This is a genomic window from Nitrospirota bacterium (assembly GCA_030684575.1).
GTDB lineage: Bacteria > Nitrospirota > Nitrospiria > Nitrospirales > Nitrospiraceae > Palsa-1315.
Genome location: JAUXVD010000019.1, coordinates 165996 through 190844, shown reverse-complemented (window position 1 = coordinate 190844; position 24849 = coordinate 165996). Strand labels below are relative to the sequence as shown.

The following is a 24849-nucleotide window of genomic DNA, read 5'->3' as shown; positions in this document are numbered from 1 at the left end:
CCTATGCAGCCCTTTCGTTTTCTCCGAGACCTGCTCCGATCGTTTCAACGCCATGGCTGTGCCAGTCTGGCTGCATCTCTCGCGTTCTTCTCCCTGCTCTCGCTCTTCCCTCTCGTCTTTCTCCTGCTCTACGCCCTGAGTTTTGTGGTGAGTCAGGACGTGATCGGGGAACAGGTGCTCCTCAGTTTCCTCAAGGGCTTCCTTCCTTCACTGGGCGAACATGTCGCAGATGAATTGCATCGGGTGAGCGGCCTTGAAACCGTCCGATGGGCCGTGTTTCTGGCCGTCGCCTGGTTCGGCGCATTGGTATTCTATGAACTCGACTATGCGTTGAACGTCGTCTTCGAAAGCGCCTGGCGCCGCCATCCCCTCATCTCGACGGCCATCGCGGTAGCGTCCCTCGGTGTGACCGGGCTCGTGCTGATTCTTTCCTATGTCGCCACTCAAACCGTCAACTTCTTAACGGGATACGCGCCAAAACTCTGGGGGCTGGACCTTCTGGCCCTCGCAGCCCACGATCTATTCCTCACCTATACCCTTCCCTTCGGGCTGGCCTTCCTGACCGTCACAGGCCTCTACCGACTCGTGCCCCGGCGACGGCCGCAATGGCGTGAGGCCATGATCGGGGCTCTGACGTTCAGTATGCTCTGGGTTTCGGCCAAACTGTTGTTCGTGACCTATGGCACCTATGCCACCCTCTACGCGCACCTCTACGGATCTCTCTTGGAAGTCATTCTATTGCTCCTCTGGGTCTATTACTCTGCAGCGCTCTTACTGATCGGCGCCGAAGTCGCCCACCACCTCCAGCAACAGGCGCTGGTGCTGTCGTCCACTGCCTTGAAAACATCTCATTCAGAGCAAGCCCTGCCGGATGGTCCCCCCGTCTAAAACCAATCGCAGGTTGCTCTGGTTTTTTGGTTTGTCTTGCATGTTTGGGTGAACAGGAAAAACCAGATACACGAGATCACCCAGATCGGCCTGTCAGCTTCTGGACTTTTCCTGGCGGAGGTTTCCCTTGATGGCTAGAATGACTACCGGTACAATACGGGAGCCGCTCCATGCCAGAAGACTTCGGCAAAGACATGCTCATGCTCGGTGGCACCATCGCGGGCTTTGTCGCGGCCATGTTGACCGTGATGGAGAAATTGCTGGATATCAGCAGCCGGTTTATAGGGAAGAAAGAACAGAAATCACCGTCGCCAACCGAACGTCCCGCCGCCAGCGCCTCTCCCTCGATCGATTTCTTTTCGTCCAAACCCTTTCGAGGGACCTCCTATCTTCTGTTGTACGAAACCGGCGTCATCGTCGCAGCCGGCCTGCTCCTCAATTATGTCGGGCTCACGTTGAGCCGCCATCTGGAGAGTATTCTCTTTCTCGACATGACGGGAACGGCGCTGGTGGCGTTCCTCTTGGGTCCCTGGTGGGGAGCCATCGCCGCGCTCCTCTCGAATTCCGTCGTGAATTGGCTGCTCTACCCGGAAACCGGAGCGGATGTGGTGATTTTCCCCTGGTCGCTCGTGAACATCGTCGGCGCATGTTATTGGGGCTGGATGGCCAGGCAGACAGGCTTTCAGAAATATCTTCGCACCGGACGCAGCTCCGCCTTCTCCCATGCCTGGTTCCTCTATATCTTCGGAGTCGGTGGTGCGATCGTCATGAGTCTGCCGGGAACCTTCGTCCAAGCCGCGCTCCATGAACAAACGACCTTTGCCTTGAATCCTGAGGTCGCCGAGTCCGTGAGCCAGCGCGTGCTCCAATGGGAACAGACCGCACATCTCTACCTTGAATCCATCTTCGGATTTACCTGGGGTGAAAGCCTGAGTTGGTGGATCGTCAACTGGTTCCAGAACTTTATCCGGTATGTTCCGGACAAGACCATGAGCGCCGCCATCGCGCTCGTTGTGCTGAAGTATGGCTACCCACTCTTTGAACGGGAGCTGATACACGGGGGACCGGATGGCGAACGTCCGAACGATGAGCGCATCCTGCCGCTGGTGCTGGGGTTACTCTATGCCCCCTCCTTCGCCACCTTGATCAGCAGCGAAACGTACGGAGGAACAGCCTATTGGCCGCTGTGGGCCTTACCATGGCTCTTGATTCTGGCAGGCTACGTCCGCTTGCGCTACTGGGGCCCCGGGGAGACAACTCTTCGGACAGCCAGGCTACAACGAGCCGAGCGGTATGCCCGTGCACTCAAAGCCATCGGGCGGGAACCGTCCCATGAGTTCTGCAAGCGCTTGACCTTCATGACGCTCATCGCCAGTCTGCTCTTTGCGCTCTGCCTTCCTATCCTGTTGACAGACTTCTACCGCGCCACCTTTAAGTTCTTCTGCGTCGTCTATGGATTCCTGCTCGTGGTCCACCTCCTGCGTATTTCCATCGCGCAGAACATTTCCATCGCCCGCGCACAGGACTGATCATCGCATCACCCTTTGGCGCGCACCCTTCACGTCTCACGTCTTACGCCCGATGCAGTTCCAGAAACTGTGCGATGGCCGATCGGGTGATGAGCCCCACGATCGCTCCATGCTCCATCACCACAAGACGATCCCACCCGCCCTGAGCCATCCGCTCCATCGCCTGCATGACCGACCAGTCCGGAGGAATACAGAACGATGGCGACACGGGACTCATGATGTCGCGCACGCGGCGCCATGGCCACAATGCCGTCGAAACAGCCTGCACATCCCCCACAGTAACCACCCCGAGCACCTGCCCCTCCTCACAGACTGGGAACCCACTAAATCCATGCGCGACGAAGTACTGATCGACCGCATCCTGCAACGTCATGTCCGGTGGCACCTGCACCACCGGGTGCACCATCACCTGACGAATCCTCACCGACGATAACGAAACCCGTATCGTGGCTTGCCGTCTGCTGGCCAGCGCCGCCGAAAAAAGGAAGGCACCGATGAAGATGAGCCAGCCCCCGTCTGTCGCGATGGAATCTTCCCAGGCGCCGAACCAAGTCCCCACCATCAAGACCGCGCCGATCAACCCAATCGCCACACCGAATCCGATTCCCGTCAACGCGGCCTGGCCGGTCGCTCGATCAAAATCCTTGCTCCAGGCCCACAGCCCTGCACGTAAGACCCGTCCGCCATCTAACGGGAACCCGGGGATCAAATTGAACAGTCCGAGCTGCACATTGACCATGCCGAGCAACCCTCCCAGGACGACAAGTCCTTGCAGCCCTGATCCTGCAAACAACGCATCCGTCGCCATGGCTCCGCCGAGACAGCCGACCCCCAGAATCAAGCTCACCAGCGGCCCCGCCATCGCGATCAAAAACTCCGCCCGCGGAGTAGGCGGCTCTTTCCCCATATGCGCCATCCCGCCGAAGATGAACAGGGTGATCTGCCTGATCGGGATCTGATAGCGCAGCGCCACATAGGAATGTCCCAGTTCATGCAACAGGACGGAGAGAAACAGCAAGAGCGCGGCAATACCACCCATCCCCCAATAGCGTGGGGCCGACAGACCAGGTAAGGTCTCCGGTAGATAGCCTGTCGCCAGGGACCAGGTGACAAAGAAGAACACGACAAACCAGGACGCATGTACGTGAATCGGGATACCGAGCGCACGACCGATCTTCCAATTGGATAACGTCATATGTCCACCGTAACAGCGGGAGATTTCGAGCGTCAACTCGGCATCGCCTGCTGGATCAGGTATACTTGCCACCATGCACCCGCGCTACTCGCCCGCCATGTTGTGCCTGACCCTCGCAATGCTGCTGACCCCGGCACTGCCGCCCTTCGCGCAGGCCCAGGTGATCAAATCTGGGCCCTCCTCCTGTCCCGGAGTGGCCCTGACGTTCGACCTCTGCCCGGTACAGAAAGGGACAGGTTACGATCAGAACTTAATCGATTATTTGATCGAGCAGAAGATCCCTGCCACCTTCTTCATGTCGGGGAAGTGGATGGCGAAGCACGACCAGCAAGTACAAGCCCTCCTCCAGATCCCCTTCTTTGAAATCGGCACCCACGGAGAAATCCATGCCCATCTGCCGCTCCATTCCGTGGACGAACAGAAACAAGAAATCCTCGGTCCGGTTCGTCTGCTCAAAACCAAATACCATCATGACGCGACCCTGTTTCGCCCTCCCTATGGGGAATTCAACGACGACACGGTCAATATGGTGCGGTCCCTTGGCCTTCGATTCATTCTCTGGAATGTGGTGTCCGGCGATCCAGATCCGACGATTACGGCAATCCAGATCGAAGACCGAATGAAGCGATCAGTCCGAAAGGGCAGCGTCATCGTCATGCATGCCAACGGAAAGGGCAAACATACGCACGAAGTCGTGCAAAACCTCCAGGAACATCTCCTGCCGGAGCGACGCCTCACCCCCATGACCATGAGCGACCTCCTGATCTGTAATGAGGCGACGCCATGACCATGCCGGACATCAGACCGATGCAGGCGGAGGACCGTGACGCCGTCGTACAACTCTTAGCGGACTCCGAACCTTGGACAACATTGGGCTATACCAGTGCGGATTGGCATCGCATCTTCTGCCCGCTGCCACAGGGACGTGAGAGCCTCGTGGCGCTGGTTGATGGGAAGGTCGCCGGAGTGGCGCTCATTCGCGAGAAGTTCTTACTGGGTGATTACCTGGAATTACTCGGGGTGGCCCCAGGAACAAGAAAGATGGGCATCGGTGCCGCTCTCCTGGCTCAGGTGGAGCGCTCCGTCTTCTCCAGAACGAAGAACCTCTTTGCCTGCGTCTCCGATTTTAATGCGACCGCTCGTGCCTTCTACCAGAAGAACGGCTATCAGGAAATCGGCCCCATGCCGAACTTTCTGATCCCCGGCAGCGCCGAAATACTGCTCCGCAAGACCAATGGCCCGGCGAGGGAGAAAAAAGCATAGCCTTCAGCGTTCAGTTATCAGATTATAATCTCAGAAGGCTAACAGCTGAGTGCTGAACGCTGACGGCTTCTTCTATAATGGGTCCCATGAAAGTTACGAAGCTCCTCCACACCCGCATGCGTGTCAGCGATCTGGATCAGACGATCCGGTTCTATACGACCGTGCTTGGCCTCGAGGTGATTGAACGGAAGACCTCGCCTCGCGGATCACAACTGGCGTTCCTGAAAGTTCCCAACAGCGATGAGCTGATTGAGCTGACGAGTTTTCCTCCCAGCGGGCCGGTGAAGGTCCAGGAAGACCTCGTCCATCTGGCCTTTCAAGTCGAGAACATGGACGACACCATCACGTCCCTCACCGCAAGGGGCGTCACGATCACGGACGGCCCTACCCAGACGTCATCCGGCAGCCGCTTCATCTTCATCGATGCCCCCGATGGTTATGAGATCGAACTCATCGAACGGCCTCCTGGCGTGAAGATCGTATAAACCTCGTCAAGCGTCGCTCGTCGCTCGTGAAGAAGGCCCCACCGATTCAGGCCCTGGCCCCGACTGACCCCATTGACGATTCCGGTCCAGCCACAGTATTGTTCCCCCGCTTCACGCTTACGAACGATGAGATACCAAAGGAGTCAGGATGAAGAACGGTTTCTTTCGCGGACATGGGCTGGGCAACGACTATGTGGTGATGGATCCCAAAGAACTTTCGTTCTCGCTCAGCCCATCGAGGATCAAATCCATCTGCGACCGCAATTGGGGCTTGGGCAGCGATGGGATTCTTGCGCTGGTGCCGTCAAAAAAAGCGGACTTCGGCCTGCGCATCTATAATCCAGACGGCAGTGAAGCGGAAAAGTCCGGCAACGGACTGCGGATCTTCGCCCGCTATCTCCATGCCACCGGCAAAACGAAAAAAACACACTTCACCGTTGAGACCAAGGGCGGGCTCGTGACGATCGATCTGCATGTCGACCGGCATGGAGATGCCAGCGCCGTGACCGTTGAAATGGGTCGGGCCACATTCCAGCCGGCGGCACTTCCCTGCACCCTCACCACCAGCGAACTGATCGAACAGCCCATCGACGCCGCAGGCCAGTCGCTCATCTTCACCGGTGTCAGCGTCGGCAATCCCCATTGCGTCGTCTTCAAATCAGCAGGACAGGCCTGGTCACGGGAGGATCTCCTGAAATTAGGGCCGGCACTCGAGAACCATGCCCTCTTCCCGAAACGTACGAACGTCCAACTCGCCGTGCCAACCGGCCCGAAAGAACTCTTCATCCTCATCTGGGAGCGGGGGGCCGGTGAAACCCAGGCCTCCGGCTCCTCCTCCTGTGCCGCGGCCAGTGCGGCGGTCCGACTCGGATTGGTGAAAAGCCCCGTCACGGTGAAGATGCCGGGAGGCCAGCTCAACATTGAAGTGACCTCGGACTTCAGCCTCACCATGAAGGGCCCGGTCGCAGAAGTGGCTCGGGGAAGTCTCAGTCCATCGTTCGTGCGCAGCCTGCGCTAAGCGAGCCGTCAGCGATCAGCCGTACTCCATCGGACAAGTTGCCACAGATGGTCTCGGACCGTAGAATGTTGCCTGAAGGCATTCTATTCTTGCCGACCGCTGAAGGCTGACAGCTGATGGCTACATCCCAAGAACTGCAATCCAAGCTCGACCACCTCCCAGATCAACCAGGGGTCTATCTATTCAGGGATTCACAGGGTGAGCTGCTCTACATCGGGAAGGCCTCAGTCCTCTCCAACCGTGTGCGGTCCTACTTTCAGAAAGGGGCCGATCATTCCCCGAAAAACGCCGTCCTGGTCGGCCATATCGCAGACCTCGAAACGATTGTCACCCGCTCGGAACTCGAAGCGCTGATTCTGGAAAGCAATCTGATCAAGCAGCATCGTCCGCGATTCAACGTGGTCTTACGGGACGACAAACAATACCCCTACCTCCGGCTGCCAATTAAAGAGGACTTTCCCCGCCTCTCCATCGTGCGCCGCGTACAGAAAGACGGCGCGCTCTATTATGGCCCCTACACGCCGGCAGGCGCCTTGCGGGAAACCTTGAAAGTGATCAAGAAGTCCTTTCCCCTGGCGACTTGCACGATCGACATCAACGGCAAGGCGGAACGGGCCTGCATCGAATTCGAAATCAAACGCTGCATGGCCCCCTGCACCGGCAATCAATCGAAAGAGGACTACCACCACATCGTCGCCCAGGTTCGCCAGTTCCTCGAAGGGCGCGACCATGAGTTGCTGGACGATTTGCGGGCCCAGATGGAATCGGCGGCGGAGCGGGAGGAATTCGAAGAGGCCGCCCGCTTGCGTGACCGGCTCTTCAACATCGAACGTACGCTGGAGAAGCAACGTATCACCCAAACGACGACGACCGATCAGGACGTGATTGGGCTGGCGCGGCAAGGCACAGCGGTCGATCTCCAGATTCTCTTCGTGCGCGGAGGCCTCCTCATCGGACGTAAAGATTTCTTTTGGCCCCATTCAGCCGACGCCGTAGACGAAGAACTGGTTCGATCGGCCATTGAGCAGTTCTACAACAAAGACGGCCAACCGCCCAAAGAGCTGCTCATTCCCACCGAACTCGACGACGTCAGGGTCATCGAAGAATGGCTCTCAGGCAAACGCGGAAACACCGTCCGCGTCGTGGCACCGGAGCGTGGCGTGAAACACCAATTGCTCCTCCTGGCAGAGGAAAATGCCGCCGCCGCCGTCGCCAACCACCTGCGAGACGAAGAAGTCGGACAGCAGGCTGTCGAAGAACTCAAGCGGCTCATCCGGCTGGAGGTCCTGCCCCGGCGTATCGAGGGGTTCGACATTTCGAATACGATGGGCCAGCAATCCGTCGCCTCCATGGTCGTGTGGGAAGATGGCCAGATGAAGAAAGCGGATTATCGGCGATTCACCATCCAAACCGTCATTGGCGCCGACGACTTCGCCAGCATGCAGGAAGTCGTCATGCGCCGCTACGGAGATAGCGAGCATCTCGCGCGCCCGGATCTCATCCTCATCGACGGAGGGCTCGGCCAACTCGCCGCGGCCATGGAAGGGCTGAGACGGGTCGGACATCCAGACTTGGCTATTATGGGCCTGGCCAAAGCACGCGGTGAAAAGGAGGAGCGGATTTTCCTCCCCGGCCGGAAAAACCCCATTCTCCTGCGCGCGAACTCTCCGGCGACCCATCTCGTCCAACGTATCCGCGACGAGGCTCATCGCTTTGCGATCACCTTCCATCGCAAACTGCGAGGCAAGTCCATGCTGGCCTCTCCACTCGATCGCGTACGCGGCATCGGCGAGGTCACACGGAATCGACTCCTCAAACAGTTCGGCAGTCTCGAAAATATCTCGGCGGCCAGCGACAAGGCGCTGCAGGACGCCGGTCTTGATACTAGGACTCTCACGGAGCTTCGGAAAGCACTCGCCGAATAGAGAGCTCGGCGTGGATGCCAGCACACATGACGGTGCGAGCAGGGGCTTCCGTGGATGAACACACAGCCGAAAACCGTCAATCGCCTCGCCGGGACCCCGCTTTCTCCCTCCAGAGAACGCCTGTAACGGCTCAGGCCAGGGCCTAACGGCTCTAGATTTTCTCAAGCTGCCCGCTTTATCCTACACCCCGCATTGCGACATGCCACACAAGCGCCTGCAAGCCCCGAGGATGTACCGGCACTGATCTCCAGCGTTGGGTATATGACCGGCTGAGCCGCAACCTGAACTGAGCCTGCGATGAGCGTTTCTCAGGATCGCACAAACCTTCCCTTCACCGAACTCGCCCACCTTCGTGCGCTCGTGGCGCAACTCGAACAGAAGCTCGCGGTACAAGAATGTGGCCAAGACGCTGAGCAACGAGTCCGCGAGCGCGCCGAAGGACTGGAACAGGCGGTTGCTGATCTTGAGGCGGAGGTTGCACGAAGAACCCAAGTGGAGGCGACGCTCAAAGCCAACGAACAGCAGTACCAGACCCTGTACGACGACAATCCTTCCATGTACTTCACCCTCTCACATGAGGGCACCGTCCTGTCAGTCAATGCCTATGGGGCAGAGCAACTGGGGTACAGCAAGAAGGAACTGACGAATCACTCTGTACTCCGCGTATTCGATCCCCAGAGCCATCAGGCCGTGCTCGAACAATTGAGCGCATGCGCCGCCAGTCCCTCTACGCTCTTCCACTGGGAAATCCAAAAGATCCGTAAGGACGGCACCAGGCTGTGGGTCAAAGAGCGTGCGCGTGCGATTCAGGACGGAGCAGGCAAAATCTTGATTCTCGTCGTCTGCGACGACATCACCCTCCGCAAACAGGTCGAGTCGACGCTGCACGAAAGCGAGCAGGCCATCCGGTCCCTCCAAGCCGCGACCTCGGCGCCAGGCCTGACATTCGAGCAACGAATGCAGACGGTACTGGAACTCGGCTGCCTCCGCTTCCGGATGCCGATCGGCGTGCTGACCAGAGTCGTAGGCGACTACATCGAACTGAATCAGGTCTGGCCAGCGACCGGTAATCCGGCCCCAGGCGCACTGATCCCCCTCTCCCAATCCTTCTGTAGCGCCACGCTGCAGACGGAAGGGCCCTTGTGTTTTGAACATGCAGGATCGTCCGACTGGCGCCATCATCCCGGGTATGCCGCCCTGGGCATAGAGAGCTACATCGGCACGAAACTGTTGGAACAGCACCGAGTATATGGCACGGTGTGTTTCTTCGGGCCAGACCCCTATCCAGGGACATTCAGCGAGGCGGACAAAGACTTCCTTCAGTTAATGGCGCGATGGATCAGCGGAGAGCTAGACCGCAGGCAGACTGAGCAGAGATTGAGAAAAATCAACGAATGTTTCCTGGAGTTCGGAAGCGATCCCTTGGCGAACATCAATCGCCTGACGGCCCTGGCCGGAGAACTGCTCGGAGGCACCTGCGCCCTGTACTCTCGTCTTGAGGGGGAGCTCCTCTGTTCGATCGGCCAATGGCAGACTCCTCCTGATTTTAATCCGGTAGACCAAGCTAAAGGGCATCTCTGTTGCGACCTTATCCAGCAGGGAGAGAAACACCTCCGTACCATTCGTCATCTCGCAGAGACGTCCTATGCCACGACAGACCCCAATGTCGGCCGCTTTCGCTTGGAAACCTACGTCGGCAAAGTCGTAACCCGTGGCCAAGAGTCGGTCGGATCGCTCTGCATCGTCTTTCAGCACGATTTTATTCCGACCGAGGCAGACGAACGATTCATAGGTATTCTGGCGTCAGCGATCGAGACCGAAGAAGCACGTATCCTAGCACAGGAGGCACTGCGGGTCAGCGAAGAACGATTCGCCAAAGCCTTCCAATTAAGCCCCCACCCGATCATTCTCACGGAATTCGAGACCGGACGCTGTCTGGAAGTGAATGATGCAGCGCTGACGCTGTTCGGCTACCAACGGGATGAAGCCATCGGCCAAACCGTTCTCTCGCTCGGTCTATGGCCGACCCCCGAGGACCGCGCCCGGTACTTTCAACAACTGCAGAATGAGGGATCCGTTAAGAATCGTGAGCTCGGCATGTGGAAGAAGGATCGTACGGCCATCTACCTGCTCGTCTCGAGCGAACGGATCACTCTCAATGGAACCCCCTGCCTCATCACGGTCGGCCACGACATTACCGACCGGAAGCAGGCGGAACTGGCGCTGCGTATCACCCAATGCGCGGTCGACCGGGCCGCCGACATGGTGTTCTGGATCGATACGGAATCACGCTTCGTCAATGTGAACGATGCAGCCTGCCAACGGCTCGGGTACTCGAGGGAAGAGCTTCTCTCCATGCGTGTGGCAGACATCGATCCCGACCATCAGACTGAGCCATCGCCACGTCTATTAGAAGAACTTCGGCAGGCCGGACAGCTCCGATTTGAAACACGCCACCGGACGAAGAACGGCGAGATCTATCCGGTGGAGATCGTCGTCAACTACGTGGCCTTCGAAGGCCAGGAGTTGAATTTTGCCTTTGCGCGGGACATTTCAGAACGAAAGCTGGCAGAAGAGGCCCTCCGCACCAGTGAAGTCCAGTGGCGTCAGTTCGTGGCAAATGCACCGGTCGGACTGGTCATTATGGACAACCACAAACGACTCCTGAGTGCCAACAAGGCTTTCTGCGCTCTGACAGGATACAGTGAACGGGAAGTCGTTGGGAATACCTATGCCCTCTATACCCATCCGGACGATCTACCCGACAATCTTGCCCTCACGAATGCCTTCTTTGAGGACACACGTTCCAGCTATACCTACGAAAAACGCTACATCCGGAAAACCGGGGATATGATCTGGGTCTCCGTCACCACCACCGGGATCGAACTGCCTGGCCAGACCGGCCCGCTTCTGCTCGCGGTGGTCAAAGATATTTCCGAACGGATGCGGGTCACGGAGGAACGGGAACGGATTAGTCAGGACCTCCATGACGGTATCCTTCAATCGCTCTATGCGGTCGGCATGGGGTTGGAACATACCCGGCAGCGCGTGAAGCGGACCTCCCCCACAAACGCCCGCCGGCTGGATACCTCCGTCGCCCAACTAAACGATGTCATCCGCGAAGTGAGAAGCTTCATCCCTCGCATGCAAGCACCCGCCATCCAGCATGGCGCATTCGACCAGGCACTCCTCGCCATCGTACAATCGTTGGCCGTTGCCGGCGCAGGCGACATAGAACTGGCCATCGACAAGTCCGTTGCCGAAGGACTCTCACATACCCAATGCGGCCCTGTACTCAGCATCGCCAAAGAAGCCATGAGCAACAGCCTCCGACATGCTGGAGCCGCTCACCGCAGGGTCACCGTCCAACTCTATCGTGGGAAGTTCAGACTGGAAGTTTCCGATGATGGGGAGGGCTTCCGCCCAACAGCCCGGAAATCATCCGGGCTGGGCCTCGCCAACATGAGGGCACGGGCGCGAAAACTCGGCGCGAGGCTTACGATCAGATCCCGTCCTGGACAAGGCACGCAGGTCGTGCTCAACATCCCTCTACCTGCCCCACAAGCCACGGCATAGTCCACGTCGAGCACGAGGTGGGATGCAGGCTTTCAAAATTGGCGAACGTGCCTGCTTTTCTCCACCAACATACTGCGAAAAATCTCTATAGGCGCGCCTGAATCTCACGAGCTTGACGGTAAGGACAACAGGGGCACATCGAGAAGGATGCTCAAAAAGGCCGCCCGCAAGGCCGCAGCAAGCGAAGACCCGAAGCGTACCCGTAGGGTACGTTGAGGGTCTGAACGACGCGAGAACGCCGCTGACGGACTTTTTCAGCATCCTGCTAAAACATGAATTTGAGGCTGACGGTCCCCAAATGCACATAGGCATGGTACGTCCCGTTGACGGTGGGGTTCTGGTTACTGGTAACCGCCCTCGGCTCATAAAACCATTCCTGGAACGCCACATCGAGCCCCATGGCCTTAGGCCAGAGAGCGGACGTCCCTCCGCAAGGCACCATTCCTAAAAATCGTCCCTGGCCCTTACACAAGAATCCAGCCCCGATAGACAGCGTGTTGGAGGACAATGAAATCGTGCCCGGGTTGAAGGTCAGGTCGGAAACGGGATTCTCCGTTCTGGTATACCCCGATCGAACGGCCACATCCCAATGGGGCAGCCATTCAGGGTTGAGCCACTTATACTCGGTGCCGACCGCCACCACCGGCACCGTCTTCCATTGCTGTGGTTGCGGGATCACCCCTCCCGTCGAGAGATGCACATCGAGGTCGCGATTCGACTTCCAGCCGACATATTCCACATCGAGTTCCAGCTTCCATTCCCGCTCATTCGTACGAACAGGCCAGACCGCAATCGCTCCGGTATAGATCTGCGGCAGCACAAGATTGGTACGGGCATCGGCAACCTTCGCCCCGTTCACCGATAACGATCCGCTCAACGGCACGACCGCCTGGGTGCGATAGACCAGTCCGATGGAGGCAATCGGTTTGCCCTCATTATTTCTCAGGGGAGTATAGAGCAGGCTAACTGTTGCACCAGCCCCGGTCCCTTTCCCGTTGAACTCAACGGAAGTTCCAGCTGGAACGCCGAACAAGCCGGCTCCCACTTGCCGCTGCTCTACATGCCCCTCCCCAAGAAAGCCCGCGAAGGTGTAGATATCCGCACTGACACCCAGCGACAAATCGTCATTAACCTTGTAGGCGAATGTTGGCTTGATATCGATGAGCGGCAATGTCGCCGATGTCACGGCGGTATTGAAGGGACTATTCATCGGGTAGCGGGTACTCGTACCAAATGGGGAAGTAAGGCCAATCCCTAGTGTGACGGGGGAGAGCGCCGAGAGACCTAGAGCTCCAAGATTCGCGCTTAGATAGAACTGACTGGGCGGTGGAGAGGTGATGCTTCCCCCGAAATCACCTCTTGTATCGAGACCCGCAGGGCTCTTGTATTTGATCGACCCTCCCATGAGGTTCGTCCCGACCATGCTTTGAACCCCATCCAGCTGAGTTAACCCAGCTGGATTGAAATGAATGGCTGACGCATCATCCGCCTGTGCGGCAAAGGCATTCCCCTGACCGGCCGCAGCAGCCCCCTGAGGTTGAAATCGAATCGCTTGAGCAAATGTATAGGATGGCAGAAGAAAAACTACCATGCTGACCACTGAGCCCAATATCCAGTTCATGGTTGCCTCGCTCCTTCTTCAGTGTAAAAGAGGAGGGATCATACCGAATGGGGGGGCACTTCTCCATGCCAGAATACTAAAATACCTGCGAATAGGGCCATTTGGCATCATGCTGACGCAGGAATGGCTATTCCATCTATTGCATGGACGGCGTATAATTCACTCCCAAGGTTCAGTCTCCTGCTCAGATTGGATTGACTATGGCGCAAAGTCTTAAGAACTCCTTTCCAGGTCAGTTATTCGAGAATCTCTCAAAGCAGGAATGTCAGCACGCGCTGGAAGTCTTCCACTACGCCGCGCAAGCAGAGACCTCTGATGACGTGAGAGATACTCTCGTTCGCTTTCAGAGTCTTTTCCCTTTTGACCGTCTACTCGGTGGATTGGCACGCCTCAGCCCTAGCGGAAAATTTGAGGGTTTCACAAACGTAGTGAATGTCAGCTATCCAGATGAATGGCTCTATCTCTACTGGAAAAACGGGTACGCCGACATTGACCCCGTATTCCGAGCAGCCTCTCAATCTCCCAGCACTCAGGTCTGGAAACATACCTATCTCCAAGCGACCTCCAAAGAAGAATTAGACTTTATCGAAACCGCTAAAGGGTTTGGCCTGGCTGACGGAATCACTACCAGTTCGGTCGACCCGACATGCGGCCTCGCCACGTTTTATTCCTTTGCAGGAGGGGAAAGTACCGACGCTGTGCGATACGCTCCACTCGTGGAGTACCTTGGACGCCATCTCCACCTTGCCCTCATGCGAACAGCAAGGAAGGATGCGCCCGCAACGGAAAAGTGCGTAAAAGAACTATCCCCACGCGAAGTGACCATCTTGAATTGGATAAAAAATGGCAAGACGAACTGGGAAGTCGGCCAGATTCTTGGGGTGACGGAACGGACAGTACGATTCCATCTCGCAAGCATCTTCGCCAAACTCGATGTGACCACCCGCTCACAAGCAGTCGCCGCGGCCATGGAACATGGACTTCCCACCCTGCACGGTCTTCCGAGCGCGATCTGACCTTCCTGCTCACGCTTCACTTCACTGGCATCGGTAAAAGGCTGCTACTTCACCTATTCAAAGCCAAGAAATGCTTCACAGCTTCTCTACAGTCGCGGTCGTAACTGGCTCCGTGGAATGTAACCACGCCAGCATCTCGGGTTGCCGCAACGCTGCATTTGCGCGAAACTCGTCGAGATCGAGCAGCGCCCCAACTGACAGCACATACGCAGGAGGAAGGGCGGCGGGAGCACCGATTGCATGGCAGGGCCATCCGATTCGCTGCACAACACGGAGAAGCCTACTTTCAACAACCAGGTAGGTGTAGCGAATATTATTCGCGAGAGTCCAGTGATACATGCCCTTAAAAATAGTCCGCATCAGCTTAGCGGAAAGACCTCGATCGACAATTGCAGGATCCACAGTCAAGCGGGTAATTTCCGCGGTGTCGAGCTCCTTGCGAACGTGATGTGATCCAACCAGGCATCCGCTGAACTCGCTTTCCAGCATAAACGGGAAGGGAGCAGGCGTCATCCGTACCATTCCCAAGAGTTCATTTTGACTGGAAAAAATACCGATGGCGGTGCTCCACGCATCATAAATATCAGTCTCGAGTCGGTCCTCCCGCTCTGGCACCCATCTGAGTTTCTCCGCAAAAACTCTGTGCCGAAGACGATACGCCTGCCGAAACTCCTCCTCGCTTTCAAGGGCCTTGACCAAGAACTCTCCTTCGCAAAAGGCAATCGGCCGCGCTCCCTGCCTGACTCCGTCGCTCATGTGTACCTCCACTGGGTTGAGCTACTACAGCAATATGGAACTGAGCCTGAATGGTTCCAAATTTCAGACCCATTGGTCACCTGGCGGATCCGCCAGGTGACGGGAGGCGGAACGGTCGTGTACTAGTAGTGCAGTCTCGAACCAGGGATGCTCTACCAGGAGAGAATTCGTAGCGGTTCCTGGTCACATATGGAGAAAGGACATTCCACCTGATGAAATCTCGACTGGGGTTCCAGCTCATCCACGGGTATCGGCAATCTCCCGACAAACCGATGCAGCCGCGCACAACACTCGCGCAAGGGATTCCCTACAGCACCCGTGAGTCCATTCCCCGCCTGCTGCATGAACAGATTGAAGACAGCCTCACCGCAGCCCTCACGGCATCCGAGCAACGCTTGAGCGCATTGCTTCACGATCGCAGCCGTATCGGGCGTGAATTGCACGAGTCTGTGCTGCAAGCGCTCTATGCCATCGAGTTAGGCCTTGTGCATTCACGCGACCAGGCCGTCGATCAGCTCCAGCGTCTCATCCAAGACATCCGACGGATGATCCTGGCTGTGGAATCCGACCACATTGAGCCGTTCAACCTGGTCTCAGAGCTGCAATTTCTCGCCCAGACCCTTGAGCAGATGGGGCAGGTGCGGATTGATATGGAGATTGACTCGACAGCAGAGGAAATCTTGACCAACGAAGAGGGACATGAATTCGTCACCATCGCGAGAGAAGCGTTGAATAATTGCGTACAACACGCGCAAGCTACAGAAGTCGAGATCGCCCTTCGGCATATCGGCTCGCGAGTCAGCCTGAGCATTCGCGACAACGGATCTGGCTTCGACATCACGGAAGAACAAACAGCGGGCGTTGGATTTGCGCATATGCGGGAGCGGGCTCGGAGGATCGGGGGGCACCTGAACATCGAGTCCACGATCGGTCAAGGCACCTGCATCACCGCAGAAGGCCCTCAGTTAGACATAGACCTGGCGGAACTCAACAACGATGAGACTACGAGTTCCGGCATTCATTCTCGACTGGTCGAGCCGTAAGAGCAAAGAGAGATTCGAGGATTTTACGGCCGTATGACCGACCATCGGCGGAGAGTTTCAGCATGGCCGTGCCGAACAGCAACGCGCAACCACCATCGGATAGGCCAGCTGAGCATCTATTGCTCAAACTCGTCTCTTCAAGCGTGAATGGACTGACGACATGACCACCAACAGCGAATCTCCTGCAGCCCATGCCCTGAAGACACCACTGTATCCTCTCAACAGTGTCACACCTCACGACCGACCCGTGAAATACCTGGAGGTGCACCCGTGATCTTTCGAGGACCTGAAACCCTCCAATATCCATCCAGAAAAGAGTTTCAGCACTTGGGCGAGATCATGCACCAGGTGCGAAGCATTCAACATCGAGACCAATTACCGATGTTGGCTGCATGTTTTGGCACGATCGCGCCTCATGAATATTCTGCGAGCGGGATATTCGATATTTCCAATAAGCAATTACAGATTGGCCACTCGAGTTACGGGAGGGAGCATACCCACCTCTATGAGACGCAAGGCTACAAGTGGGATCCTGCCATTCACCTCTTAGAAGCCACCCAGATCGGAACCGTCTCGAGTGAGGATCTCCTCGATCTCGAAATCTCGAAGGAAGTAGCTGGCCTTAAACTCGACGCGGGGATTAAGGAATGTTTGACGGTCGGAGTGCGCGGGGCATTAGGCCTATGTACCTACTTTGCGTTCAGTAATTTCGACCAGCACCTGATGAACAAGTTCAGAACCATGATGCAAATTCTTGGACCGCATCTCCATCTCGCCTATATGCAAGCAACCTCGACGGCAAACGATGGTCACCCTCTCCTGGAAACACCTTCCCTCACAAATCGAGAAGAAGAGATCATGCATTGGGTCGCGGAAGGAAAGACCAATTGGGAAATTTCTATTATTCTCCACGTGAGCCTAAATACGATCAAGTTTCACCTGAAAAACGTGTATTACAAGCTCGGAGGGGTTGAGAACCGTTGGGCAGCGGTGGCACAGTGGCAGCGGAGCGCATCAAACCCGACTCCCCAGAACAGGCCCCCACATCAGGACAACTCTCCTGAGACCACGCCCCCATCCCTCTAGCCCACACACGTTCGCACAGAATTCACCACAAGACCATCGCTCCGTATTCGCCCTTATCCCCCGAGCAGATAGTGCACCCCCTCGTCCCCAGTACGGTGAACGGCCTGGGTACGATAGACTATGCGCCAACCGTCATGGCCGGATAATTGCCGACAACCTCCGCGTACCCTGCCTCCTGAGAGACACACTGCGTTCTCCGTCTAAAGGTGACAGACAAATTTTCAGGCGCCATAAGAAAGCCAAAGTGTTCCTCGACAGGCTTTGCACCCTCCAGTTTTTCAACGGAAAAATTTCTGAAGAGCATGGCCATTGCGGACTTCATTTCCAACAACGCCAAATTGCGCCCAGGGCACAATCGGGGACCTGCTCCAAAGGGCACAAAGGCTTTGGGATTATGGCCTCCCTCCTGACCACCATGAGCAGCAAGCCACCGCTCTGGCTGAAACTGATCCGCTGCCGTAAACTCTCGTTCCTGCATCCCGCACTTGCGAGTGAGGAGGAAGATCGCCGTGCCTTCCGGAATATGTACCCCACCCAGCTCCACATCCTTATTGGCTCCAAGAAACAGGATAGGGAAGACAGACTTCAGGCGCATCGTCTCGAACGACACCGCCTCCAGATACGTAAGGCGCTCGGCATCGCGCATGTCATGCAGCGCGTTGGCAGAGCCCAACACCTCATCCAGCTCCTGTTGAACTCGAAGCTGAATGTCGGGATATTCGGTCAAGAAGTGAAGCATCCAGGCCATCGTCGCAGCAGTAGAATCTTCGCCTCCGATCAGCATGGTCAGAACATTGCCGAAGATCTCCTCATCGGTGATGTCGGCTCCATCAACATCCCGTGCCGCAAGCATGGCCTCCAAAAAATTTGTTGGATGCGTTGCTAGCTCGGGGTTCTGCGCCAGCCGCTCACGGCTATGAGCAATGAATTCCGCCAGTGCCTTACGGATGGCCACGAGCGCGTCGTCTAAGGCGCGGTCTGCCGGAAGTTTCACGAAATGCCAATACGGGAAGGGCGCGTTGATTCTCCGATTGACCATGGGAAATACTTTCTCAAGATGCCGCTGAATATCGTCGCCCTGCCCCTCCAACGTATTCACATCGTACCCAAACGCGAGATTACTGGTGACATCAATGGTGTACCGCATCAGATCTTCTTGCACATCGATCGGGGCACCATCTGACGTTGCCTGATCCCATCGCTTCTTCAACCTCTCCGTCACTTTCGTCAATGTCGGAAAAAAACTCCTCAGATGTGCGGTATTCAACGCCTGCATGGCCGTACGCCGCTGCCGAAGCCATTGCTCGCCCTCCGCTGAGAACACGCCATCGATTCCCATTTCCTTAAGAACAGGCTCTATCGACTCAAGACGACGGTACGCAGCCGGGCGCTTCCGCAACACCTCATTGATGAGACCTGTGTCGGAAATAGCCACCACGGTCTTCTGCGCGATTCGAAACTTATAGATCGATCCATAGGTACCGGCCCATTGCTCAAGAATCGAGTGCAGCTGTTTCAAATCAAGCTGCAGGATATTTCCCAATATTGGCAGCCCATCCGGCCCAGGGAGTTCTTTGAGTGTCCGGTGGGAATGAACGGATGTCGACCGCCCTCCTTCCTTAGTGGCAGATGTGACGTGAAAGGGACATGTCGCCTGAGCAGAAGTATCCATGATGCCTCCTCCTTGGCACTTCCTCTGCACGTGAGGAAGATGAGTGAACGGCCGATATCTTTTCTTTGCTGCTACCTGCCTGCTTCAACGACGCCAGGCTAGGACAATTGTGTATGGAGGGGACCTACCCGTTCGGGTAGGTCCCCTCCTGCCCACTGCCGAGTATCGTGTCCTCATCGACTCGGAACCACACACGTTCAAGACGCGTCTTGAGTCCCTCACGAGAAGGAGGATGCCATGACAGCACCCACACTCCACCAATCACATACGGTTGGTTTGCAATCAGTCCTGGAAGTCCTGCGACACAGAAAGACGCGTCGCTTCGGATGTGGAATGGAAATTCCGGAAGGCCCACTTCGCTTCCAAAGTCAGCTCCCTCCGATTCCCTTGTCAAAAGAAGAGCTGCATTACCTGCTGTTCGCAGGAGTCGGCCAAACGGGCATGCATCTAGCAGATATGCAGTACGCCCCTCGGCGCGGGGGTGAAGACGGTCAAGGCATGGCCATCATGAGTTTTCAGGGCAGAACCGTGCCAAGCCCCTGCGCCGCCCAAGCCACGCGCATGTTCGTGACTGACGACACCGGTCTCTACTTCGTAACACGTGTGCCAGACCCTGACAGCGGTGAGGCACCCTTGCTGGTCAAACTACAAGACGGTCGCCTCGATATCCCTCGCGAAATGCCCTACATGCTGTCATTCAACCAGTGGTACGCGAACCGGCCCGGCTCCCTCTACTTCATCCCTGTCACCGACATCACGACTGTGTATCTCAACCTCTTGCTCGTCCTCTTCAGCAGCGAATGTGGCTACTTCGTCATTGATACTGACAATGGGAACGAGGCCTGTGGACTCGACACCTTCCGTCGAAGCCGTGGCGGCCATCTCCACGATGACATCGCTAAGCGTCGCACCATGACTCTTCGCGACATCGATGCCGCCATCACCGACACTGCGCTCCAAGAGCAAGCCATCACATGCCAAAACATGTTTTTAATGGAGCAAGCCATGGGGCTCGGAGGTGGGATTCATAGTGTTGGGAGCGGCCGCCATCTTCTCGGGTGGGAACCTCAGATATTCCAGGGCCTCGGATTCCACTTCGCCCCCTCGCCAATACCAGGCATCCGATCCAATCCCGTTGGGATTCCCGACGTATGGGAAGGTCCCTGCCCTCCGTTCTTGCCCTCAATGGAGGAAGCCGTTCTCAGGATGATGACGTCAAAATTTGGCGAGGGAGGCACCTATTCCGGTTCGGGAGCACAGCCCTGGACCACCACCGTACCGTCAGCATCTATCCGCAAACATGAAGAACGAGCAGTAGAAGCGACCATCGCGTTCTGCAATTACGTCGTGAAGACCTACGGTCGATTCCCCGCTCACACCGATGCATTCAAGACCGTCATCGCGTTTCAAGCGCATCATCTGGATGTAGCCTTCTACGACAAATTCTACCCAGGCGAGTCAGTCCCACAGACTCACCGAGACCACCACATGGCGTGGCACCAAGGAACTCATGCAGCAGAGGCCCCCTCATCCTCCGTACAAGAAGGAGTGCACCCATGACACAGCGTCGTCGAGTAGTCATTACGGGAATGGGCATCGTGTCTCCGCTGGGGTGTGACCTTGGAATGTTTTGGCATCAGTTGAGCCGGGGGGAGAGCGGCATTCGGCCGATCACCAGCTTCGACACCTCGCCCTTTCAAGCCTCCCTTGCCGGGGAAGTGAGCGATTTCGACCCGACAGACTTTATTCAGCCCAAGAAAGCCCGTCGGATGGGGCGGGTCTCTCAATTTGCCGTGGCCGCGGCCCTTATGGCCGGCCGCGATGCCATGCTCGATATGGACCAGGAAGATCGCGATCGCGCGGCGGTCTGCTTCGGCACGTCGGTGGGCGGATTGAAAGAAGCCTTCGAAGCACACGATTCCATGCTCGCCAAACAGTATAAACACACCAACCCCTTCACCATGACCACCACCTTCCCCAATGCCGTGTCCGCAGAAGTCTCGATCGCGATGGGCACCCACGGGGAATGTGAAACCTATTCCATCGGATGTTCTTCAACGGCCAACGCCATCGGTCGAGCCTACGATCTCATCCAGGCACATGACGTCGATATTGTCGTGGCAGGAGGAGCCGAAGCCCCCCTGCATCCCACGATCTTCTCCGCCATGGATGCCGGAAGGACCTTGGCGCCAGACCAGGGAGGCACGATTCGTAATCTGCCACGCCCGTTCGACCAAACCCGCTGCGGCATCGTCCTGGGTGAAGGCGCCGGCTGTCTGATCCTCGAAGAGCAGGAGCATGCCGAACGTCGTGGCGCCCCGATCTATGCCGAACTCGAAGGCTGGGCCTTTACCACCGATGCCTTCTCCATGGCTCGCCCTGACGACACGGGCAAGGAGCACCGCCGTGCCATCGATCGCGCCATCGCCTCAGCCCATTGGTTCCCGGAAGAAGTGGACTACATCAACGCCTGCGGCCTGGGAACCGTGGAACTAGACCTCATCGAAACGATCGCCATCAAGGAAGCCCTGGGCTCGCATGCCTATCAGATTCCCGTGAGTTCGTTTAAATCGGCGCTCGGCCATGCCTTTGCGGCCAGCGGCGCCTTTCAACTGATCGGCACAGTGCTCGCGCTTCAACACCAATTCATTCCCCCCACGCTCCATCTGACACATCCGGATCCCCAGTGCGATCTGGATTACGTGCCCTGCGTGGGACAAGCGCGAACGCTGCAACGAGCACTGGTAAATAGTTTCGGGTTCGGAGGCAAGAACATTGTCATTCCCGTTTCACGTGTCGACAGTCCTGTATCGCACGGTCGGATCATCCGCGAGGGAGCGGTGGCGGGCTACCATAGATCTCTAGCGACGCCAGTCCTGGCACGAGCAACCAGCACGGGGTTGGTCCAATGATAGTGGTTCATCCAGGCCGCTCACATCAGCTGAGAGTGCGTCTGCTCTGCGGAGGGAGAAATCTCGCATGAACGTTTTGCCCATCGCTACCGCAGATCAACTGTCGATACAGGAGGTGATCGCCGCCCCCTATCCGTACTGTCTCGACCTGGCAGATCCCTGTGAGATAACCCCCCGTTGGCGTTCTACGACACTTTCTGGGAAAGGGCGTTGCAATCGATGAAGAATCGGCGAAGCTTCCAACTACTAGACGGGTTTCGGCAATCATCCGGCAAACGGAGGTCACAGCCAGCCGCGTTGGCACAGGGAAGCTCATCCGAGCGCGCTGAGTCTATTCCTGTCCGGCTCGGAGACAGCCTTGCGGCTTCTCTCAAGACATCCGAAGAACGATTGAACGCCCTGCTGCACGACCGCAGTCGCATCGGACGGGAGTTGCATGACTCTGTCCTCCATGCGCTCTGCGCAATCGAGGCGAGCCTGGCACAATCCTCCCAACTGCGGCAGGATACGGTGCGAGCCACGTCCTCTTCCCCTCATCCGGCTGCCAACCAAATCCACAAACTTATCCAAGACATTCAACGGATGATTCCTGGAGGAGCCGCCGACACCATTGAGCCGTTTAGCCTGGTCGTCGAACTCCGATTTCTCGCCCGCACGTTTCAGCAGATGAGTCGGTTGCGTATTCGCCTGGCCGTCGACCCGAAAGCCGAGGAGATTTTGACATGCGAAGAGGCCCATGAACTCGCCGTCATCTCCAGAGAAGCCTTAACCAATTGCGTCCGGCATGCCAGGGCCACCGGGGTTGTGATCGCCCTTCGGCGGCTTGGCCCGCGAGTCCAGCTGCGCATTCGAGACAATGGATCGGGCTTCGACGTCACGCACCGACAGGCAAAAGGCATGGGATTCGCGCACATGGAACATCGCGCTCGAAAAATTGGGGGCGCCTGGACATCCAATCCACGATGGGAGAAGGCACCTGCATCACCGCAGACGTGTATCTTGAACCAGCACTCACCACGCTATGAAACGAACACGGACCCTTCATCTCACAGCCCGATCATCTCCTGTTCCAGGCCGGAGCTTGAGCACACACACCAAGGCTGAAGCCCTCCGTGCATCAGAGCCCGCCATCCACACAGGAGAGCCCATCGAGCATTGTTATCGCGCAATCATGGAGGCCTCCAGCAGTGCCATCCTGCTGCTTTCGACTGAATCCATCATTCTGGAATGGAACCCTGCAGCCGAAGTGGTCTCCGGCTGGACGGCCGACGAAGCACTGGGCCGCAGCTATGTGGAGCTCTGCCTCCCCATCGAGAGGCGTGAGTCATTCTTAGCCGAACTCATGCAAGTCGCCGAGGGAGGCGAGCGACGAGGGCTCGAGAGCCCCCTCCGGACACGTACTGGTGCACTGACGATGCTCTCCTGGAATATGTCACGGGTGGTAGGGGCCGGCGGGCGTCTGATCGGCCTCATCGCGATCGGCACGGCCATGGTGCCGCACACCCCGATCGAAGAGGAGCTCCGACTGGCTCAAACCCACCTGCATCATGCCGAGCGCCGAGCGCTGCTCGCGACAGAAAAAGAACGGTGCAGGATTGCGCGGGAATTGCACGATGAGTTCGGACAGGCACTGACCGGCCTGACGTTCGATCTGGCCTGGCTCAACAGGAAACTTTCGCAAGCCCCTGCGTTCCCCGACGGCGTCGAGCTCCCGAGCAAAGTCCGAGCCATGTCTGGCTCAGTCGATCGGCTCTTAGATGCTGTTCGCACAACTGCGACAGCCTTGCGCCCAGCCATGCTGGACGACCTCGGGCTGATCCCGGCGCTCGAAAATCTCGCCACCACGTTTCAGGATCGTACTGGCGCACAATGTGCGGTCGCTGTGACTCCGGAGTTATCATCCCTCGCACTGCCTTCCGAGATATCGGCTGCTGTATTTCGAATCACACAAGAGCTCCTGACGAATGTGATGCGTCACGCTGCGGCCTCGCAGGTACAGATACGACTCTCCCATGATGGCGACAACGTGAGGGTAGACGTGACGGACAACGGGAAGGGCATCAGCCCCGAGCGATTGAGCACCACTGATTCCTTTGGGCTCCGTGGCATGCAGGAACGAGCCTCTCTCCTGGGCGGCCACTTTCATATTGTAGGAACCGCTGGACTCGGAACCACGGCCTGGGCTTCCCTACCCCTTGCGGAGTTTGCGGCACCATGATTGGGACACACGTGATAAAGATTCTCATCATTGACGATCATGAAGTCGTCCGCCGGGGCGTGAAGCAGATCCTGGAGGAAACGGTTCCTCACGTCGAAGTCGGAGAAGCCGATACCGCACAGCAAGGAATGGCTGCGGTACGGCAAGAGCCCTGGGATCTGGCCATCGTGGATATCAGCCTTCCCGACCAGAACGGACTGGAACTCTTGTGTGAGTTGCACGACATCGCGCCCCAACTACCATTGATGGTCTTGAGCCTGCACCCGGAAGAGCAATATGCCGTTCGCGCCTTCCGTGCCGGGGCGATGGCCTACCTCACCAAGCAGACCGCACCGGAAGAACTGGCTAGAGCCGTCAAGCAAGTCCTGTCCGGCCGCCGGTATGTGACCGCCTCCCTCGGAGAACGTATGGCAGGCAACCTGAGTAAACACCCCGCGGGGCTGGCCCATCAAACCTTGTCTGAGCGGGAGTTCGAAGTCCTCGTCTCCTTAGCCCAGGGCCAGTCCGTCAAGCATATCGCACAATCTCTGGGTTTGAGTATGAAGACCGTGAGCACCTATCGATCGCGTCTCCTGGATAAGTTGCAACTCGCCACCACCGCTGAACTCATCCGATACGCACTCGACCATCATTTGGTGGAATAGAC

Annotated in this window: 20 protein-coding genes; 16 read left to right on the top strand and 4 right to left on the bottom strand. The window is 57.2% G+C overall.

Annotation, left to right across the window (positions count from 1 at the left end):
• Window positions 1-3: 3 nt before the first annotated feature.
• On the top strand, window positions 4-888 hold the full coding sequence (locus Q8N00_14370; protein MDP2383978.1) for a YihY/virulence factor BrkB family protein: 885 nt from the start codon (window positions 4-6) through the stop codon (window positions 886-888).
• A 170-nt stretch (window positions 889-1058) separates the two neighbouring features.
• Window positions 1059-2417, top strand: coding sequence for a hypothetical protein (locus Q8N00_14365; GenBank protein MDP2383977.1), 1359 nt, complete (start codon window positions 1059-1061; stop codon window positions 2415-2417).
• Window positions 2418-2460: 43 nt separating this feature from the next.
• On the opposite strand, the gene Q8N00_14360 is transcribed toward Q8N00_14365, so the two are convergent.
• A complete protein-coding gene (locus tag Q8N00_14360; GenBank protein MDP2383976.1) occupies window positions 2461-3687 on the bottom strand; it encodes a site-2 protease family protein in 1227 nt (408 codons plus the stop codon).
• Here Q8N00_14360 and Q8N00_14355 point away from each other — a divergent pair.
• From Q8N00_14355 to Q8N00_14330, 6 genes are all read left to right on the top strand, one after another.
• Complete coding sequence (locus Q8N00_14355; protein ID MDP2383975.1) at window positions 3686-4399, top strand: polysaccharide deacetylase family protein; 714 nt, start codon at window positions 3686-3688, stop codon at window positions 4397-4399. The genes Q8N00_14360 and Q8N00_14355 overlap by 2 nt on opposite strands.
• The gene (locus Q8N00_14350; protein MDP2383974.1) at window positions 4396-4875 is read left to right on the top strand and encodes a GNAT family N-acetyltransferase; all 480 of its coding nucleotides are present in this window, start codon (window positions 4396-4398) and stop codon (window positions 4873-4875) included. The genes Q8N00_14355 and Q8N00_14350 overlap by 4 nt, the downstream gene beginning before the upstream one ends.
• 86 nt (window positions 4876-4961) lie before the next feature.
• The gene (locus Q8N00_14345; protein ID MDP2383973.1) at window positions 4962-5360 is read left to right on the top strand and encodes a VOC family protein; all 399 of its coding nucleotides are present in this window, start codon (window positions 4962-4964) and stop codon (window positions 5358-5360) included.
• 148 nt (window positions 5361-5508) lie between these two features.
• Entirely contained in the window at window positions 5509-6378 is an 870-nt protein-coding gene (dapF, locus tag Q8N00_14340; GenBank protein ID MDP2383972.1) for a diaminopimelate epimerase, read from the top strand.
• A gap of 116 nt (window positions 6379-6494) precedes the next feature.
• On the top strand, window positions 6495-8303 hold the full coding sequence (gene uvrC, locus Q8N00_14335) for an excinuclease ABC subunit UvrC (GenBank protein MDP2383971.1): 1809 nt from the start codon (window positions 6495-6497) through the stop codon (window positions 8301-8303).
• A gap of 297 nt (window positions 8304-8600) precedes the next feature.
• A complete protein-coding gene (locus Q8N00_14330; protein ID MDP2383970.1) occupies window positions 8601-11879 on the top strand; it encodes a PAS domain S-box protein in 3279 nt (1092 codons plus the stop codon).
• 265 nt (window positions 11880-12144) lie between these two features.
• Here Q8N00_14330 and Q8N00_14325 read toward each other — a convergent pair whose 3' ends face one another.
• Window positions 12145-13500 (bottom strand): outer membrane protein transport protein, encoded by a 1356-nt coding sequence (locus Q8N00_14325; GenBank protein ID MDP2383969.1) that lies wholly within the window; start codon window positions 13498-13500, stop codon window positions 12145-12147.
• Between the two features lie 200 nt (window positions 13501-13700).
• Between Q8N00_14325 and Q8N00_14320 the strand changes: the two genes are divergently transcribed.
• The gene (locus Q8N00_14320; GenBank protein MDP2383968.1) at window positions 13701-14516 is read left to right on the top strand and encodes a LuxR family transcriptional regulator; all 816 of its coding nucleotides are present in this window, start codon (window positions 13701-13703) and stop codon (window positions 14514-14516) included.
• 75 nt (window positions 14517-14591) lie between these two features.
• On the opposite strand, the gene Q8N00_14315 is transcribed toward Q8N00_14320, so the two are convergent.
• Window positions 14592-15215 carry an acyl-homoserine-lactone synthase gene (locus Q8N00_14315; protein MDP2383967.1) on the bottom strand — a complete coding sequence of 208 codons (624 nt, stop codon included), beginning with the start codon at window positions 15213-15215 and terminating at the stop codon, window positions 14592-14594.
• Between the two features lie 269 nt (window positions 15216-15484).
• On the opposite strand from Q8N00_14315, the gene Q8N00_14310 reads away from it, so the two are divergent.
• Together Q8N00_14310 and Q8N00_14305 are read left to right on the top strand one after the other, a co-directional pair.
• Window positions 15485-16315 (top strand): ATP-binding protein, encoded by an 831-nt coding sequence (locus tag Q8N00_14310; protein MDP2383966.1) that lies wholly within the window; start codon window positions 15485-15487, stop codon window positions 16313-16315.
• Between the two features lie 270 nt (window positions 16316-16585).
• Entirely contained in the window at window positions 16586-17401 is an 816-nt protein-coding gene (locus Q8N00_14305) for a helix-turn-helix transcriptional regulator (protein ID MDP2383965.1), read from the top strand.
• A 118-nt stretch (window positions 17402-17519) separates the two neighbouring features.
• On the opposite strand, the gene Q8N00_14300 is transcribed toward Q8N00_14305, so the two are convergent.
• Window positions 17520-19073 carry a cytochrome P450 gene (locus Q8N00_14300; protein ID MDP2383964.1) on the bottom strand — a complete coding sequence of 518 codons (1554 nt, stop codon included), beginning with the start codon at window positions 19071-19073 and terminating at the stop codon, window positions 17520-17522.
• 237 nt (window positions 19074-19310) lie between these two features.
• On the opposite strand from Q8N00_14300, the gene Q8N00_14295 reads away from it, so the two are divergent.
• The 5 genes from Q8N00_14295 to Q8N00_14275 all read left to right on the top strand — a co-directional run bounded on the left by Q8N00_14295 (window position 19311) and on the right by Q8N00_14275 (window position 24847).
• On the top strand, window positions 19311-20633 hold the full coding sequence (locus Q8N00_14295) for a hypothetical protein (GenBank protein ID MDP2383963.1): 1323 nt from the start codon (window positions 19311-19313) through the stop codon (window positions 20631-20633).
• Window positions 20630-21985: a beta-ketoacyl-[acyl-carrier-protein] synthase family protein gene (locus Q8N00_14290; GenBank protein MDP2383962.1), complete on the top strand. Its 1356-nt coding sequence runs from the start codon at window positions 20630-20632 to the stop codon at window positions 21983-21985. Before Q8N00_14295 ends, Q8N00_14290 begins: the two co-directional genes overlap by 4 nt.
• Window positions 21986-22204: 219 nt before the next feature.
• On the top strand, window positions 22205-23089 hold the full coding sequence (locus Q8N00_14285; protein MDP2383961.1) for an ATP-binding protein: 885 nt from the start codon (window positions 22205-22207) through the stop codon (window positions 23087-23089).
• Window positions 23067-24203 carry a PAS domain-containing protein gene (locus Q8N00_14280; protein ID MDP2383960.1) on the top strand — a complete coding sequence of 379 codons (1137 nt, stop codon included), beginning with the start codon at window positions 23067-23069 and terminating at the stop codon, window positions 24201-24203. The genes Q8N00_14285 and Q8N00_14280 overlap by 23 nt, the downstream gene beginning before the upstream one ends.
• Entirely contained in the window at window positions 24200-24847 is a 648-nt protein-coding gene (locus Q8N00_14275) for a response regulator transcription factor (protein MDP2383959.1), read from the top strand. Before Q8N00_14280 ends, Q8N00_14275 begins: the two co-directional genes overlap by 4 nt.
• Window positions 24848-24849: the final 2 nt, after the last annotated feature.